This window comes from Inhella sp., from assembly GCF_027532025.1.
Taxonomy (GTDB): domain Bacteria; phylum Pseudomonadota; class Gammaproteobacteria; order Burkholderiales; family Burkholderiaceae_C; genus Inhella.
In genome coordinates this window covers 1-15,164 of record NZ_JAPZSY010000110.1, presented here as the reverse complement: position 1 = coordinate 15,164, position 15,164 = coordinate 1, and the positions used below count along the sequence as shown (strand labels likewise).

Below are 15,164 nucleotides of genomic sequence, written 5' to 3'. Positions count from 1 at the left end.
CCGCCGCCGGCGCTGGCCTTGATGAGCACGGGGTAGCCGATGCGCGTGGCCTCGCGCTTGAGCAGCGCTGGGTCTTGGTCGGCGCCGTGGTAGCCGGGCACCAGGGGCACACCCGCAGCCTCCATCAGGCGCTTGCTCTGGGCCTTCAGGCCCATGGCCTGGATGGCGCTGGCCGGCGGGCCGATGAAGACCAAGCCGGCATCGGCGCAGGCCTGCGCAAAGGCCTCGTTCTCGCTCAGGAAGCCATAACCCGGGGGGATGGCCTGCGCGCCGGTCGCCTTGGCGGCCTCCAAGATGCGCTGCCATTGCAGGTAGGAGTCGCGCGGGGCGGCGCCGCCCACGCAGACGGCCTCGTCGCAGGCTTTGACGTGCTGCGCGTCGGCATCGGCCTCGGAGTAAACGGCCACGGTTTGGATGCCCATCCGGCGGGCGGTGGCGGCCACGCGGCAGGCGATCTCACCGCGGTTGGCGATCAGGATCTTGGAAAACATCGGCGCTCCTTGTGGGAGGGTTTTTGTTGGTGCGGGACGCCGGGTGCGCGTCGCCAAGGGCGGCAGTATCGGCGCTGGGCCGCTCAGAGCAGCTCGATGCCCCAGTGCCGCAACACCCAGGCCCAGGCCAAGAACAGCAGGGCCGTGAAGGCCACACTGGCCAGCAAGGCCGGCCAAAAGCCCCAGCGCATCAGAAACCAGGAGAACAGCAAGAACATCGGCAGCGTGGGCACCACATACCAGAAGGTGTACTGCGCGTGCCGGGCCAGTTTCTCGGCGGGTTGGCCCTCGGCCTGCATCCACACCAAGGCCAGCACGGTGACCCAGGGCAAGGCGGCCACCAAGCCACCCAGCCGGTCGCTGCGGCGCGCCACCTCGCCGATGGCCACCACCAGCGCGGCGGTGACGGCGACCTTGATCGCCAGCCAGCTCATCGCTGCGGCTCCGGGCGCCCACGGCGCCACAAGCGGCCGATGAAACGCCACAGCGCCCAGGCCAGGCCCACCATGGCCAGGGCCAGCAGCAGCACCACGCCCAGGGCCCAGAACGGGTGCGCCCAGCCCAGCCACAGCAGCGCGGGCACGACGGCGTCGCCGCCCAGCGACAAGGCCCAGTTGCTGAAGGGCTCGGGCGAGTGGTTGACCGCGGCGCGCGTGCTGGCCTTGGCCGCGTGCGCGCTGGCCGCCAGCGTGCCCCCCGCCAGTGCCGCCAGCAGCGCCCAGGCCTGCGCGTCGCCGCCGCCAAACACCCCGTAGGCCAGCGCCGCGCCGGCCGGGATTCGAACGAAGGTGTGCACCGCGTCCCACACGGAATCGACCCAAGGCACCTTGTCCGCCAGGAACTCCACCGCCATCAAGACAGCGCTGCCGGCCAGCACCATGGGCGACTGCAGCAGCACCAAACCCGGCGGCAGCTCCACCCAGCCCAAGCGCCCTGCCAGGCCGGTGAAGAAGACCACGGCGTAAAGGCGCAGGCCGCTGGCCAAACCCAGGGTGGCGGCCAGGGCCATCAGGTCGGGCAGGTCGAAGCCGGAGGGCAGGGTCATGGGGCGGTCCCGCGCGGAAGGCCCAAGATCATGCGGCCCAATGGCCAACGTCCGGTCCGCGCGCAGTGAGCGATGGCGACTGGGCTCACGTCGCGGGCCTGCGCATGGGCTGGTAGCGGACGCCATGCTGACACTGCGCAGGGCCGTCGGGCTCGAAGCCCCAGCAGGCGTAGAAGGCTTGGGCCGCCAAGCTGGCGTTCACGGTGGCCGCTTGGGCTGGGTCGAAGCCGTCCACCAAGGCCTGCATCAGCCGACGGCCCAGGCCCTGGCCTTGCCAGGCCGCATCCACGAAGAGGTGGAACACGTGCTGCGGCGGCCGCGCGGCCGCCAAACCCACAAGGGCGCGGTCGACCTCGGCCACCCAGTAGCGGTAACCAGCGATGTAGTGCGCCTGGCGCTCGGCAGCGATCGACGCCAAGAACGGCTCGGTGTCACGCCCGTCGGGGTGCGCGTAAAACGCCGGGCTCAGCGCCCGCACCAAGGCGGCGCAGGCCTCGGCGTCGCTGGCCCGCGCCAGGCGCAGTTGGGGCGTGCGCGCGGGTGCTGGGGTCAAGCTCAGCCGGCGGCGACTTCCTGCACCGCCATGCCCAAACGCTGCAACAAGGCCTTGTCGGCCTCGGCCTGCGGGTTGCCGGTGGTCAGCAGCTTGTCGCCGTAGAAGATGCTGTTGGCGCCGGCCAAGAAGCACAGGGCTTGCAGGCTTTCGGGCATGGCTTCGCGGCCGGCGCTCAGGCGCACCATGCTTGCTGGCATGGCAATGCGGGCCACGGCGATGGTGCGCACGAACTCGAAGGGGTCCAGCTCGGCCGTGCCGGCCAGCGGCGTGCCTTCGACCTGCACCAGGTTGTTGATGGGCACCGACTCGGGCGGCGGGTTCAGGTTGGCCAGCTGGGCCACCAGGCCGGCGCGTTGGGTGCGGCTTTCGCCCAGTCCCACGATGCCGCCGCAGCAGACCTTCATGCCCGTCTCGCGCACGGCGGCCAGGGTGTCCAGGCGGTCTTGGTAGGTGCGGGTGGTGATGATCTCGCCGTAGAACTCGGGCGAGGTGTCGAGGTTGTGGTTGTAGTAGTCCAGCCCGGCGTCCTTGAGCTGCTGGGCCTGCGAGGGCTGCAGCATGCCCGCGGTCACGCAGGTCTCCAGGCCCAGGCCCTTGACCTCGCGCACCATGGCCATCAGCTGCTCCATGTGACGCTCTTTGGGGCTGCGCCAGGCCGCGCCCATGCAAAAGCGCGTGGCGCCGCTGGCCTTCGCGGCCTCGGCCGCGCTCTTGACCTCGGCCAGGTCCATCAGCTTGTCGGCGTCCAGGCCGGTGTCGTAGTGGGCCGATTGGGGGCAGTACTTGCAGTCTTCTTCGCAACCGCCGGTCTTGATGCTGAGCAGGGTGCTGAGCTGCACCTCGTTGGGGTTGTGGTGCTCGCGGTGCACGGTCTGCGCGCGGTGCATCAGGTCGGCGAAGGGCAGCGCGAACAGCGCCTCGATCTCGGCCACCGTCCAGTCGCCTGCATGGACGCCCCCAGCCTTCGCTGCCGCTTCGTCACACCCCACGGGGGCGCCATCGGCTCGGGAACGGCCCGTCGCCGATGCGGTTTTCACGGGGCGGTGCAGGTGGATGGGTTGCACGGGAGCGTTCATGGCGTGAGCAGCACTTTCATCGTCGGCATCAGGAAGAACGGGCGCGCGCCCCATCATTCGGCGGCGCGGCCCAGCCCAGCATTGTCAGGGCGCTGCGGGCGCTAACGAGAGCAAGCGGCGCCAGGCGTCGGGCACCACGGCCCAGCGCACCAAGTCAGGGGCCGGCGGCAAGGTGGCCGGGCAGGTCGCCTTGCGTTCGCTGCCGTCCCCAAAGCCCAGCCGGTAGGTGGGCCCGGTGGCGCAGGCGCGCACCAAGGCCTCGTGGGCCGACGCCAAGCGACCGAAAACCGGCACGCCCTCGATGCGCCGTAGCGCGCCTTCCAATGGCCAACTGACGCATCGCATGGTGCCGTTGGGCGCCAGTTGCACCTCGTGGTCGAAGCTGTAAAAGCTGACGCCTTGGCAGTCGGCAGCCATCAAGGCGCCTAGCCACTGTTGGCTGTCTCGCGGGGAAAGCGCCGCCTCGGCCACGGTTTGGCGGTTGAACAAGCCCAGCTGCTCCAGGTGGTGACGAAGGGGCGGCCCCAAAGCTTGCTCCGGACCAAGCCACCAGGGGGCCAGGGCCTGAGCGCCGCCCCAGGCCACCAAGCTGCGCCGGCTCAAATGGGGATCCAGGCGGTGCAAGCTGGCCAACTGTTCCACCAGCGACACGCCCGGCTCGGCCGCGCGCCGGTGCGCTTGCGCCAGAACCAGCAAGGCCACCCCACAGGTGTATATGCCCTGGTTGCGATTGGCGGCCATTTGGGCCAGGGTGAGCCCGCCGGCCAAGTCGACGCAGGCTTGCACAGCCCCCTGCGCGGCGCGCTGCACAGTGGCCAAATCCATCCAGCCTTGCTCTAGCCCCAAGAGAAGGGCCATCCACTCCGCGTGGCCTTCGTGCAGCCAAGGCTCGGTGTGGTCCGTGGTGTAACGGCCCGCGTTCCACCAGTGCACCACTTCGTGCGAGACAAATCCCCGCAGCCAACCCGCATCGCCGTCGCGCGCCGTTTGCGCCAAGCGCAAGCGCATCATCCTGCCACCGTCGGTATCGCCGTGGTAGCCGGGCCGGTCGCTCAAGGCCACGACCACGCCCGCGGGCCCGGCCATGCCCACTCCATACGCCCGCGTCAGGCGAGCCGTGGTGCGGGTCAAGGTGTCCAGAATGAGCGTCCGGCGGTCAGCGTCCAGCCGGGGGTCCCACACCAAGCGGCCGGCTCCGAAGGATTGAGAAGGGGCGCGCCCCAGGTACGCCATCTGATGGGCCCCCACCGCCGACAGCCAAGCACCCCCGTGTTGGCGTTGAGCCAGAGCCGCATCCACCTCCTTCGCGCTGAACCACTGCGTGAGCCGCTGTTTGGCCCATCGCCCCTGCCACAGCACCTCACCGCCTTGGGGCGGATGCCACACCCAGCGCAGGCCGTGACCGGCCACGGGTGCGGCATAGGCGCCCAAGAAAGCCACAACCCCAACCGGCGCTTCGGGATCGCCCACGGGCTGGGCGGGCTCGTACTGGGCGTTGGCGGCCAGCAGTTGCGGCTGCACCCGCAGGGTGGCCCGACGACAGCCCGCTGCCAAGCGCAGGGTCAAGCCCTCCAGCACGGTGCAGGAGTCGGCCGCCATCACCTGGCGGCCCCACCAGGCCTTCACCTCGGGCGTATGGTTCAACTCCAGCGTGCGCACCCCGTCTGGCGGGGTATAGCTGACCTGCAAGGTACCGTCGTCGCGCCACCGGCCCTCGATCTGCAAGGTGCCGGCCATTCCGCCTGCGGCCGCTAGCCCCCAGCCCACCGCCACCAACACCGCCCTGGCACGACCGCTCCACCCGGCAGGCGCAACTCTCACAGCATCTCGGGCGGTGCGGAAGCCCGTCATCTCGGTCATCCATGAGTTCATGGCGTGAGCAGCACTTTCTTCAGCAGTTCCGCGTCGAGGCAGGCCGCGACGGCGGACGGGGTCGGGTGTTGGAGTCGGGGCACGGCGCCTAAACACGGGGCGGGCAGCAGCGCCTTCAGAGTGGCGAGATTGTCGGCGTGTTGCAGCATGCCGGCGTCCACGGTGTTGCCGACCCAGCCGGCCAGGGTCAGGCCGCGCGCGGCAATGGCCTCGGCCGTGAGCAGGGCGTGGTTGATGCAGCCCAGGCGCAGGCCGACGACCAAGACGACCGGCGCAGCCAGCTCGCGCGCGAAGTCGGCGCTGTCCCAGCCGGCTTGTTCGTCCAGCGGCACGCGCCAGCCGCCCACGCCTTCGACAAAGGCCAGGTCCAACTGGGCCAGCGGCGCGCGCACGGCGGCCAGCACGGCCTCGCGGCGAATGGCCGTGCCCTCCAGGCGCGCGGCCAGGTGGGGGGCGCAGGGCGTCTTCAGCTGGATCGGGCCGACCTGCTCGAGCGTCAGGCCCGCGCGCTGGGCGGCGTGCAGGGCCAGCACGTCTTCGTTGACCCAATGGCCATCGACCTGCTCTTGGCCCGCGGCCACGGGCTTGAGGCCGGCCGCGCGCAGGCCCTGGCCCGCGGCCCAGTGCGTGAGTGCGGCGGTGGTGGTGGTCTTGCCGATTTCGGTGTCGGTGCCGGTGACGAAGAACAAGCGGGTCATGAAAGCGCAGCGATCAGGGTGTCGATGTCTTGGGTGGTGTGGTCGGCGCACAGGGTGATGCGCAGGCGTGCGGTGCCGGGCGCCACCGTGGGCGGGCGGATGGCGGGCACGCGGATGCCGGCGGCGTCGAGCCGAGCGGCAAGGTCCAGCGCGGCTTGGTTGTCGCCCACGATGAGCGGCTGGATGGGCGTGTCGCTGCGCGGCAGCTGCCAGCCGCGGGCTTCAGCCAATGGCCGCAAGCCGTCCACCAACTGGGCTTGCAGCAGCTCCAGCTGTGCACGGCGGCGCTCGCCCTCCTTGCCCTCGATCAGGTCCAGGCTGGTGAGCAGCGCGTGCGCCAGCGCTGGCGGCGCGGCGGTGGTGAAGATGTAGCTGCGCGCGGTTTGCACCAACCACTCCACCACCACCGGATGCGCCGCCACGAAGGCGCCGGCCACGCCAGCGGCCTTGCCCAGGGTGCCCATCAGCACCAGGCGCTCGGTGCGGAGCCCCAAGTGCGCCAGGCTGCCCCGGCCCTGGGGGCCGAGCACGCCAAAGCCGTGCGCGTCGTCCACCAGCAGCAGCGCGTCGTGCCGCTCCGCCAGGGCCAGCAGCTCGGCCAGCGGGGCCAGGTGGCCGTCCATGCTGAAGACCGCGTCGGTGGCGATGAGCTTGCGCGGCGCGGTGCTGGCGCGCAGTTGCTCGGCCAGCTCGTCCACGCTGCCGAAGACCTGCTTGCGGCCCCGGGCCAGGCGCGCGCCGTCGATCAAGCAGGCATGGTTCAGGCGCTCCGAAAAGACGTCGGTGCCCTCCCCGCCCAGCGCCGTCACCGCCGCCAGGTTGGCCATGTAGCCGGTGGAGAAACTCAGCGCCCGCGCGCCAGGGATACAGGGCGCCATGAAGTCGGCCAGGCGGTCCTCCAGCTGCTGGTGCGCCACGCTGTGCCCGCTGATGAGGTGCGAGGCCCCGCTGCCGGCGCCGTAACGCCGCGCGCCCTCTTGCAAGGCCGCCACCACCTTCGGGTGCTGGGCCAGGCCGAGGTAGTCGTTCGAGCAGAAGGCCAGCATGGGCCGGCCGTCGATGGTTTGGCGCGGCGCGGTGGGCGTGCCGGCCTGCCGGCGCACGCGCGTCAGCGCCTGCGCTTCGCGCTCGCGCAGTTGCTGTTGCAGGTAATCAAGCACCGGCCAGCACCTCGTCCAGCGTGGCGCGCACGGCCTGGGCCAGCCACTGCGCGGTGGGCGCGTCGATCAGGTAGGGCGGCATCAGATACACGGTGGCGCCGATGGGGCGGATGAGCAGCTCGTGCCGACGCGCCGCCAGGTGGAAGCGTTCGGCAAAGCGCTCGCCGGAATCCGTCACGTCGAAGGCCAACACCATGCCGGTTTGGCGCAACGCGGTGACGCGCGGGTGCTGCGCCAGCGGCGCGAAGGCCTCGCGCAGAGCGTGGGCCTGCCGCGGCAGTTGCTGCAGCAGGTCGGTCTCGCGGAAGCGCCGCAGCACCTCGCAGGCGGCCGCGCACACGATGGCGTTGCCGGTGTACGAGTGGCTGTGCAGGAAGCCGCGCGCCACGTCGGGGCTCAGGAAGGCGTTGAAGACGGTGTCGGTGGTCAGCACCACGGACAGGGGCAGCGTGCCGCCCGTGATGCCCTTGCTCAGCAGCACGAAGTCGGGCCAATCGGTGCTGGTCGCTGGCCTTCGATACCTCAGGCCGAACGGTGGTGTGGTCGAGCCTTCAACTTCATCAGGTGCCAGCGTGTGCTCCCACGCGAAAAAGGTGCCGGTGCGCCCGCAGCCCACCGCGATCTCGTCGGCAATGAGGTGCACGCCGTGCTGGGTGCACAGCGCGCGCAGTGCGCGCAGCACCTCGGGCCCGTGCATGCGCATGCCGCTGGCGCCTTGGATCAGGGGCTCGACGATCAGCGCCGCGCAGCGGCCGTCCAGCTGAGCGAGCAAGCGCTCGATGGCCGCCAGCGCGCCCGGTTCGTGCAGCGCCGGCGCCAGGTGCGTGGCGCGCAGCAGCGGCGCGTAGGCGTCGCGAAAGATCGGCACGTCGGTGACCGACAGCGCGCCCAAGGTCTCGCCGTGGTAGCCACCGGCCAGGGCGATGAATTCGCACTTCTGCGGCTGGCCCTGGTTGCGCCAGAAATGAGCGCTCATCTTGAGCGCGATCTCGGTGGCGCTGGCGCCATCGCTGCCGAAGAAGGCATGACCCAGCGCGCCGCCGGTGAGGGCGCGCAGGCCCTCGGCCAACTCGATGGCAGGTTCGTGGGTGCAGCCGGCCAGCATCACGTGCGGCAGCGTGGCCGCCTGGCGCGCGATGGCCTGCTGCAAGCCCACGTCGCTGTGGCCGAAGAGGTTGGTCCACCAGGCGCTGGTGGCGTCGAAGTAGCGCCGGCCATCGGCGTCGATCAGCCAGGGGCCGTCGCCGCGCACCATGGGGAGGGGCGGCACGGCGTCGAGCCGGGCCATTTGCGTGCAGGGGTGCCAAACGGCGGCGCGGCTGCGCGCGGCCAGGGTCGCGTTGGTCAAGGGATTCAAAGCCAAGGGGCAGGGGTCTTGTTCAGGAAACTCTGCACGCCGGCCTGCCCTTCGTGCGAGGCCCGGATGTCGGCGATGCGGCGCGCCGTGTCGTCGCGCATGGCGGAGGTCAGCGGGTGCTCGGCCAGGTCCAGCACCAGCTTCTTGCAGGCGCGCACGGCGTGCGGGCCGTTGACGCACAGCGCGGCGGTCAGTTCGTCCACCTTGGCGTCCAGCGCCGCCTCGTCGGCCACCACCTCGTGCACCAGGCCCAAGGCCTGGGCGGTGGCGGCGTCGAAGCGCTCGGCCGTGGTGAAGTAGCGGCGGGCCTGGCGCTCGCCCATCGCCTTCACGACGTAAGGGCCGATGGTGGCAGGCAGCAGGCCGAGCTTGGCCTCGCTCAGGCAATAGCCGGCGTTCGCCGTGCTGACGACCACGTCGGCGCAGGCCACCAGGCCCACGCCGCCGGCGTAGACATCGCCCTGCACGCGCGCCACGACCGGCACGGGGCAGTGGTAGATCGCCCAGAGCATGTCGGCCAAGCGGCGCGCGTCCTCGTGGTTTTCATCCCAGCTGAACTGGGCCATGGCGCGCATCCAGTTCAGGTCGGCCCCGGCGCAGAAGGCCTTGCCCTCGGCGGCCAGCACGATGGCGCGCAGCTCCTTGCGGGCGCCCAGGTCCAGGAAGGCGGCGGTGAGGTCGCCGATGACGGCCTCGTTGAAGGCGTTGCGCACCTCGGGACGGCTGAGGGTGACGCGGGCGATGGCCCCATCGATATTGATCTTGAGGGTGCTCATGGTGGTGTCTAGTTCGTTGTGGTCGCGGGAGCGGCAGCGTCCGGTTGAGGAGCCTCAGCAGGTGCGCAAACATCGTCCGCGACCAAAAGGTTCTGCCGCGCTCGAACCTCTTCCTCACGGCTTTCATAGGTGACGTGTAGGCGGACAGGATCGGGCTGCAAAAGTTGACCCTTGCGCAGTTGCTCGCAAAAGCGAACGGCGGCTCGATACAGCAACTCCTTGCGTTCCTTGGCCTTGGGGTGAGTGGAGGTCACGTCCGCGTATGTGGGATGGAGGTCAGGCAAGCGGTCCGCCATCGTGGCCACCTCAAAGACCCGGTACCCGGCCAAACCCGCCAAGTACAACCCGAGTAGGTCGGCATCGAGTTCACGCGCTCTTGGATCGTCGGGGGTGTCGGGGTGAGGGTGAGGCTCCGAACGCTCCAAAAGCCCAAGGAGGTGAATGGCATGGGGACTGAGCCGACGCACGTTGAACAACCCGTGTCCCAACAAAGAGTGCGCCATTTCGTGGCCCAAGACAGCAGCCAATTGAGGCTCGTTGACCCGCTCCATGCTGCTTCGGTTGATGCGCTGCTGGCCCATGAATGCGTAGGCCGCAGTGGGTAGTTCGTCGACCATCTTCACCGATGGCCGGCAGCGTCGAACACCGTTCGCATCCAGATCGGCCATCCGATCGCACCACGGCCCGGCTGACCAACTCAGGCGCTTCACCACGCGCTCAAAGGCAGCGTCATCGGCAGCGCTGGCATTGACGGCACACACTGCAGCACAGGCCGCGAGAAGCAAGCGCTGGAGCCATGAGCAGGTCGGTGCATGTGCAGTGCTCATGGCTGAGTTGCGTGAAGGCGTTTGCGCATCAGGACCGACGCGTAGGTTTTGCCCTGCCACTGCACGCGGCCGCATTCGGCGTAGCCGCGGCGGGCGTAACGCTGGCGCAAAGCGGTAGCGGGTTCGGCGGTGTCCAGCGCGGCGTGCGCGTAGCCCTGCGAGTGGGCCCAGGCCTCGGCGGCGTCCATCAACCGTTCGGCCAGGCCCTGGCCGCGCCAGTCGGGGTGCACGGCCAATTGGGCCAGCACCGCGGTGTCGGGCTGGCAGTAGAGCGGCGGCGCGGGGTCGGCCAAGTAGCCGGCCTCGGCCGACTTTGGGTCGCTGACGGCCACCGTGCCCACCAATCGACCATCGGGCGCCACGGCCACAAAGGCGTGGGCGCCGGCCAGGCGTTCGCGGGTGACCGACTCGGGCTGGTCCACGGCGGTGAAGTTCCAGCCCTGGGCCGCCAGGCTCGCGTAGGCGGCGTGCAGCAAGGCGGTCAGCTCGGCGACGGAGTCGCCGTCGGCCCAAGGGCGCAGCACCGCCGTCATCACATGCGGAACACGCCGAACTTGGTGTCGGGGATTGGCGCGTTCAGCGCGGCCGACAGGGCCAGGCCCAGCACGCGGCGCGTGTCGGCGGGGTCGATCACGCCGTCGTCCCACAGGCGGGCGCTGGCGTAGTAGGGGTGGCCTTGCTCCTCGTACTGCTGGCGGATGGGGGCCTTGAAGGCTTCTTCCTCTTCGGCGCTCCAGGTGCCACCTTTGGCCTCAAGGCCGTCGCGCTTCACGGTGGCCAGCACGCCGGCGGCCTGTTCACCGCCCATCACGCTGATGCGCGCGTTCGGCCACATCCACAGGAAGCGGGGCGAGTAGGCGCGGCCGCACATGCCGTAGTTGCCCGCGCCAAAGCTGCCGCCAATGATCACGGTGAACTTGGGCACCTGCGCGCAGGCCACGGCGGTGACCATCTTGGCGCCGGCGCGGGCGATGCCTTCGTTCTCGACCTTGCGGCCGACCATGAAGCCGGTGATGTTCTGCAGGAAGACCAAGGGGATCTTGCGCTGGCAGCACAGCTCGATGAAGTGCGCGCCCTTGTTGGCGCTCTCGGTGAACAGGATGCCGTTGTTGGCCACGATGCCCACGGGCATGCCCTCGATGTGGGCGAAGCCGCACACCAGGGTGGTGCCGTAACGCGCCTTGAACTCGTCGAAGGCCGAGTCGTCGACCACGCGGGCGATGACCTCGCGCACGTCGAAGGGCTTGCGAGCGTCGGTGGGAATCACGCCATGCAGTTCGTCCACCGCGTAGCGCGGGGGCTTGGGCGCTTGGCAGCGCAGCGGGTTGGCCTTGGTCCAGTTCAGGCTGCCCACCACCTGGCGGGCCAGGGCCAGCGCGTGGGTGTCGTTGTCGGCCAGGTGGTCGGCCACGCCAGAAAGCCGCGTGTGCACGTCGCCGCCGCCCAGGTCCTCGGCGCTCACCACCTCGCCCGTGGCCGCCTTCACCAGCGGCGGGCCGCCCAAGAAGATGGTGCCCTGGTTCTTGACGATGATGGTTTCGTCGCTCATGGCCGGCACGTAGGCGCCGCCGGCCGTGCACGAGCCCATGACCACCGCGATCTGCGGCACGCCGTCGGCGCTGAGGTTGGCTTGGTTGAAGAAGATGCGGCCGAAATGGTCGCGATCGGGGAAGACCTCGTCCTGGTTCGGCAGGTTGGCGCCGCCGCTGTCCACCAGGTAGATGCAGGGCAGGCGGTTTTGCTGCGCGATCTCTTGCGCCCGCAGGTGCTTCTTGACGGTGAGCGGGTAGTAGGTGCCGCCCTTCACGGTGGCGTCGTTGCACACCACCATGCATTCGACGCCGGCCACGCGGCCGATGCCGGCGATGACGCCGGCGCAGGGCGCGCTGTCGCTGCCGTCCTTCTCTTTGTAGACGTTCAGCGCGGCCAGCGGCGCCACTTCGAGGAAGGGCGAGTCGGGGTCGAGCAGCATCGCCACGCGGTCGCGCGGCAGCAGCTTGCCGCGGGCGGTGTGCTTGGCACGCGCGGCCTCGCCGCCGCCTTGGGCGATGCGGTCGAGCTTGCTACGAAGGTCGTCAACGAGCGCGCGCATGGTCTGCGCAGCGGCTTGGAAATCGGCCGAGCGGGGGTTGAGCTGGCTGACCAAGTGGGCCATTCGGGGGTCCTTGTGGGAGTCGCGAAGCGGCGCGCATTGTCAGGCTGGATGCGAGCCAACCTGCGGGAAGCCCGAGGCTTGGCCCTGACGAGGCTTGCAGACAATCTCGCCAGACCCGACGGTGCACGGCGCCAAGAGGGCAACAGGGAGACGGCATGCGCCACACAAAAGCCCGCGGCCTGCGGGCATGGGTCCGATGGAGTTTGGGTTGGGGCTTGGCCTTTGTCGCGCTGGCGGCTGCGGCGGCGCCCCTTCCTGCGGTCAAAACCGCCGCTGCGCCAGCCTGGGTCACCGCCGTGCCGGTGCCATCGACCGATTCCAAGCCGAACGACCAAGCCCACGGGGGCGCCGTGCGTTACTTGCTGGTCGACGACCAGTTTCGGTTCGACGGTGCGCAGCGCAGCGAATACCGCCGCGTGGTGAGCCAAGCCCTCGGCCCCCAGGGCGTCGAGCAAATTGGCAACCTGAAGTTCGACTTCGACCCCGAGTACCAAACCCTCACGCTTCACCACCTGCTGGTGCGCCGCGGCGATCGGGTGGTGTCGCACCTGGGGCGTGCGCGCATCAAGGTCCTGCAGCGCGAAGGCGGGCTGGACGAGCTGCTGTTCGACGGCCAGCTCACGGCCAGCGTCGTGCTGGACGACATCCGCGAAGGCGATGTGGTCGACTACGCCTTCAGCCGCGATGGGGTCAACCCGGTGTTCGGAGGCCGGCACTTTGGGGCACTGGACATGCAGTGGGGCGTGCCCGTGCTGGAGCGCCACGCGCGCGTGCTTTGGCCGCGCGGGCGCCCGTTGTTCTGGCGCGGCCTGCGTGGTGCCAAGGTGCCGCTGGGCAACACCATCGGCGACATGACGGTCTACACCGTGTCGCAGCGCAACCTGCCCGCCTTGATGGTCGACTCGGACACCCCCAATTGGCACGACCCCTTTCCCAGGCTGCAGTTCAGCGAGTTCCCAGACTGGGCCGCCGTGGCCGCCTGGGCCCAGCCGCTGTACGCCGTGCCCAGCAGCCCTGGGCCTTTGCTCCAAGCAGAGATCCAGCGCCTGCGCCGGCAGGGTGAAACGGCCGAGCAACGCCTGCGCCTGGCACTGCGCTTCGTGCAGGACGAGATCCGCTACCTGGGCTTCGAGATCGGCGTCAACTCCCACCGCCCGCACGACCCCGAGTCGGTGCTGCGTCGCCGTTTTGGCGATTGCAAGGACAAAACCCTGCTCGCGCTGGCCTTGCTGCGCGGGCTGGGCATCGACGCCCGAGCGGCGCTGGTGCACAGCAATTGGCGACAGGGCATTGGCCCGCTGCACCCCAGCCCCGGCGTCTTCAACCACGTGCTGCTGCAAGCCAGGCTCGGCGACCGGGTGCTGTGGCTCGATCCGACGCGCACGGGCCAAGGCGGCGACAAGGTGGACGACTGGGTGCAGGTCGACCTGGGCCTGGCCTTGGTCGTCGACCCCGACACCCGCGGGCTGGCGCCCATGGCCGGGCCGGCGGCGCGCACCCACACGCGCGAGATTCAGGCCGTGCTGGATCTGCGCGCCGGGCGCACGCAACCGCCGACGCTGACCTTGACCACCGTGGCCCGCGGGGCGTCCGCCGAATCGCTGCGTGGCACCCTGGCCAGCACCGGGCGCGCCAAGCTGCGCAAGCAGTACGAGGCCTTCTATGCCCGCAGCTACCCCGGCCTGGTGTCGGCCGGCGAGTTGGAGGTTAAGGACGAACGCGGCGCCAACCGCCTGACGGTGGTGGAGCGCTACCGCATCCCCGGCTACTGGAAGCTCAACGAGCAGCAAACCAGCTTCATCGGCGACGTCGAAGTGCCCGACCTGGACGAACAGACGCGAGCGCCCAGCAGCGTGACGCGCCGCGCGCCGCTGGCCATGGGCTCTCGGGTGGACATCAAGGTCAAGACCGAGGTCCAGCTCCCGCCGGGCTGGACCTTCAAGCCCGAGGACCACGAGGTCCAAAGCGATGCCTTCCACTGGAAGCGGCAGATTCGCTTCGAGCGTGACACCCTGACCCTGCAAGACCACCTGCGCACCCAAGCCGACGAGGTGCCCGCCGACCAGGTGGCTCGCCACGCCGAGCAGCTGGCGCAGGTGCGCCGCCAATCGAGCTACGGCCTGTACGACACGGAAGGCGCGCCGGTGGCCGCAGAAGCAGCGTCCGAGGCAAGCAGCTCGCCCGCGCAACCCGCCCAGCCCCCCCGCGAGGCCGACAACGGTCCGCACTGGGTGCCCGCTGTGGCCGTGACGCTGGCGCTGGTGGCCATCGCCTGGGCCTGGCCCCGGCTGTGGCGGTGGAACCCGACCCCGTGGCCGGTGCAGCGCGCGGACGCCCCCTTCGGCCTCGGCGGCTGGCTGGGCTGGGCCACGCTGGCGCTGACCCTGGGCGTCGGCATGACGCTCTACAGCCTGTGGGGCCTGGCCGGCACCTTCACCCACGCGGAGTGGGTCAGCTGGGGACCGCTCGAAGCGGCCGGGGAGGTGGGGGCCGGCCTGCGACCCTACCTGCTGTTCGAGCTGGTGGCGCAGGTGCTGCTGACCGGCGCACTGGGCTTGTCGGTCGCGCTGGTGCTGCGGCGGCGCAGCGCCGCCGTGCCCGTGGTCATCGCCACCCTGCTTGGCGCCGCCGCGATCACGCTGTTCGGACGCATGGCCATGCTCTTCTTCCCCTTGCTGGCCGAGGCCGAGAGCAGCAAGGACGCGTACCAAGCCTGGCGCGCCGTCGTCGTCAACCTGCTGTGGGCGGCCTACTTCTGGCGCTCAGACCGGGTGCGTGCCACCTTGGTGCGGCGGCACGAGACCGAGGCAGCCGCCCCGTCCTCGCCGCCTCCCGCGGAAGCCGCCTTGGTTCAAGCCGGCGGGTAGCCCGCGGCAACCAAGGCCGCGACCAGCTCGGTCCGCGCCACCGTGGCCGGCGCGCTCACGCGCACCTGCTTGGTGGCCGGATCGGCCTGCACCTGCGCGCCCAGCGGCGCCAAGGCCTTGGTGACGCTGGCCACGCAATGGCCGCAACTCAAATCAGGAACCTGGAAGGTGTGTTCGGTGTTCATGCGCCGATTGTGGTCCGGCCCCGCTTCCTACACTGCCTGCATGGACGCCCTACGCCCCCTGGACCTGTCGGTTTTGATCGGCGGCATGCACTGCGCCGC

15 protein-coding genes are annotated in these 15,164 nt (G+C 70.1%); 1 reads left to right on the top strand and 14 read right to left on the bottom strand.

Annotated elements, in window-relative coordinates:
• From O9335_RS13815 to O9335_RS13755, 13 genes are all read right to left on the bottom strand, one after another.
• A partial coding sequence (locus O9335_RS13815; protein WP_298389085.1) for a biotin carboxylase N-terminal domain-containing protein occupies positions 1-491 on the bottom strand: 491 nt, incomplete at its 3' end.
• A gap of 83 nt (positions 492-574) precedes the next feature.
• Positions 575-925 carry a DUF3147 family protein gene (locus tag O9335_RS13810; RefSeq protein WP_298389083.1) on the bottom strand — a complete coding sequence of 117 codons (351 nt, stop codon included), beginning with the start codon at positions 923-925 and terminating at the stop codon, positions 575-577.
• Complete coding sequence (locus tag O9335_RS13805) at positions 922-1,536, bottom strand: DUF4126 domain-containing protein (RefSeq protein ID WP_298389081.1); 615 nt, start codon at positions 1,534-1,536, stop codon at positions 922-924. Before O9335_RS13805 ends, O9335_RS13810 begins: the two co-directional genes overlap by 4 nt.
• Positions 1,537-1,621: 85 nt before the next feature.
• Complete coding sequence (locus O9335_RS13800) at positions 1,622-2,089, bottom strand: GNAT family N-acetyltransferase (protein WP_298389079.1); 468 nt, start codon at positions 2,087-2,089, stop codon at positions 1,622-1,624.
• A gap of 2 nt (positions 2,090-2,091) precedes the next feature.
• Positions 2,092-3,168: a biotin synthase BioB gene (bioB, locus tag O9335_RS13795; protein ID WP_298389077.1), complete on the bottom strand. Its 1,077-nt coding sequence runs from the start codon at positions 3,166-3,168 to the stop codon at positions 2,092-2,094.
• Between the two features lie 84 nt (positions 3,169-3,252).
• Positions 3,253-5,040: a hypothetical protein gene (locus O9335_RS13790; RefSeq protein ID WP_298389075.1), complete on the bottom strand. Its 1,788-nt coding sequence runs from the start codon at positions 5,038-5,040 to the stop codon at positions 3,253-3,255.
• The gene (gene bioD, locus O9335_RS13785; protein WP_298389073.1) at positions 5,037-5,738 is read right to left on the bottom strand and encodes a dethiobiotin synthase; all 702 of its coding nucleotides are present in this window, start codon (positions 5,736-5,738) and stop codon (positions 5,037-5,039) included. Before bioD ends, O9335_RS13790 begins: the two co-directional genes overlap by 4 nt.
• Positions 5,735-6,898: an 8-amino-7-oxononanoate synthase gene (gene bioF, locus O9335_RS13780; RefSeq protein WP_298389071.1), complete on the bottom strand. Its 1,164-nt coding sequence runs from the start codon at positions 6,896-6,898 to the stop codon at positions 5,735-5,737. The genes bioD and bioF overlap by 4 nt, the downstream gene beginning before the upstream one ends.
• On the bottom strand, positions 6,891-8,261 hold the full coding sequence (locus O9335_RS13775; RefSeq protein ID WP_298389069.1) for an aminotransferase class III-fold pyridoxal phosphate-dependent enzyme: 1,371 nt from the start codon (positions 8,259-8,261) through the stop codon (positions 6,891-6,893). Before O9335_RS13775 ends, bioF begins: the two co-directional genes overlap by 8 nt.
• Entirely contained in the window at positions 8,252-9,031 is a 780-nt protein-coding gene (locus tag O9335_RS13770) for an enoyl-CoA hydratase/isomerase family protein (RefSeq protein ID WP_298389067.1), read from the bottom strand. The genes O9335_RS13775 and O9335_RS13770 overlap by 10 nt, the downstream gene beginning before the upstream one ends.
• Positions 9,032-9,039: 8 nt before the next feature.
• Positions 9,040-9,858 carry a M48 family metalloprotease gene (locus O9335_RS13765; RefSeq protein ID WP_298389065.1) on the bottom strand — a complete coding sequence of 273 codons (819 nt, stop codon included), beginning with the start codon at positions 9,856-9,858 and terminating at the stop codon, positions 9,040-9,042.
• Positions 9,855-10,391 carry a GNAT family N-acetyltransferase gene (locus tag O9335_RS13760; RefSeq protein ID WP_298389063.1) on the bottom strand — a complete coding sequence of 179 codons (537 nt, stop codon included), beginning with the start codon at positions 10,389-10,391 and terminating at the stop codon, positions 9,855-9,857. The genes O9335_RS13765 and O9335_RS13760 overlap by 4 nt, the downstream gene beginning before the upstream one ends.
• Complete coding sequence (locus tag O9335_RS13755) at positions 10,391-12,013, bottom strand: carboxyl transferase domain-containing protein (RefSeq protein WP_298389061.1); 1,623 nt, start codon at positions 12,011-12,013, stop codon at positions 10,391-10,393. The genes O9335_RS13760 and O9335_RS13755 overlap by 1 nt, the downstream gene beginning before the upstream one ends.
• Positions 12,014-12,168: 155 nt before the next feature.
• Here O9335_RS13755 and O9335_RS13750 point away from each other — a divergent pair, with 155 nt between their 5' ends.
• Positions 12,169-14,880: a DUF3857 domain-containing protein gene (locus O9335_RS13750; RefSeq protein ID WP_298389059.1), complete on the top strand. Its 2,712-nt coding sequence runs from the start codon at positions 12,169-12,171 to the stop codon at positions 14,878-14,880.
• On the opposite strand, the gene O9335_RS13745 is transcribed toward O9335_RS13750, so the two are convergent.
• On the bottom strand, positions 14,865-15,065 hold the full coding sequence (locus tag O9335_RS13745) for a heavy-metal-associated domain-containing protein (protein WP_298389057.1): 201 nt from the start codon (positions 15,063-15,065) through the stop codon (positions 14,865-14,867). The two genes, O9335_RS13750 and O9335_RS13745, sit on opposite strands and share 16 nt — an antisense overlap.
• Positions 15,066-15,164 lie beyond the last annotated feature (99 nt).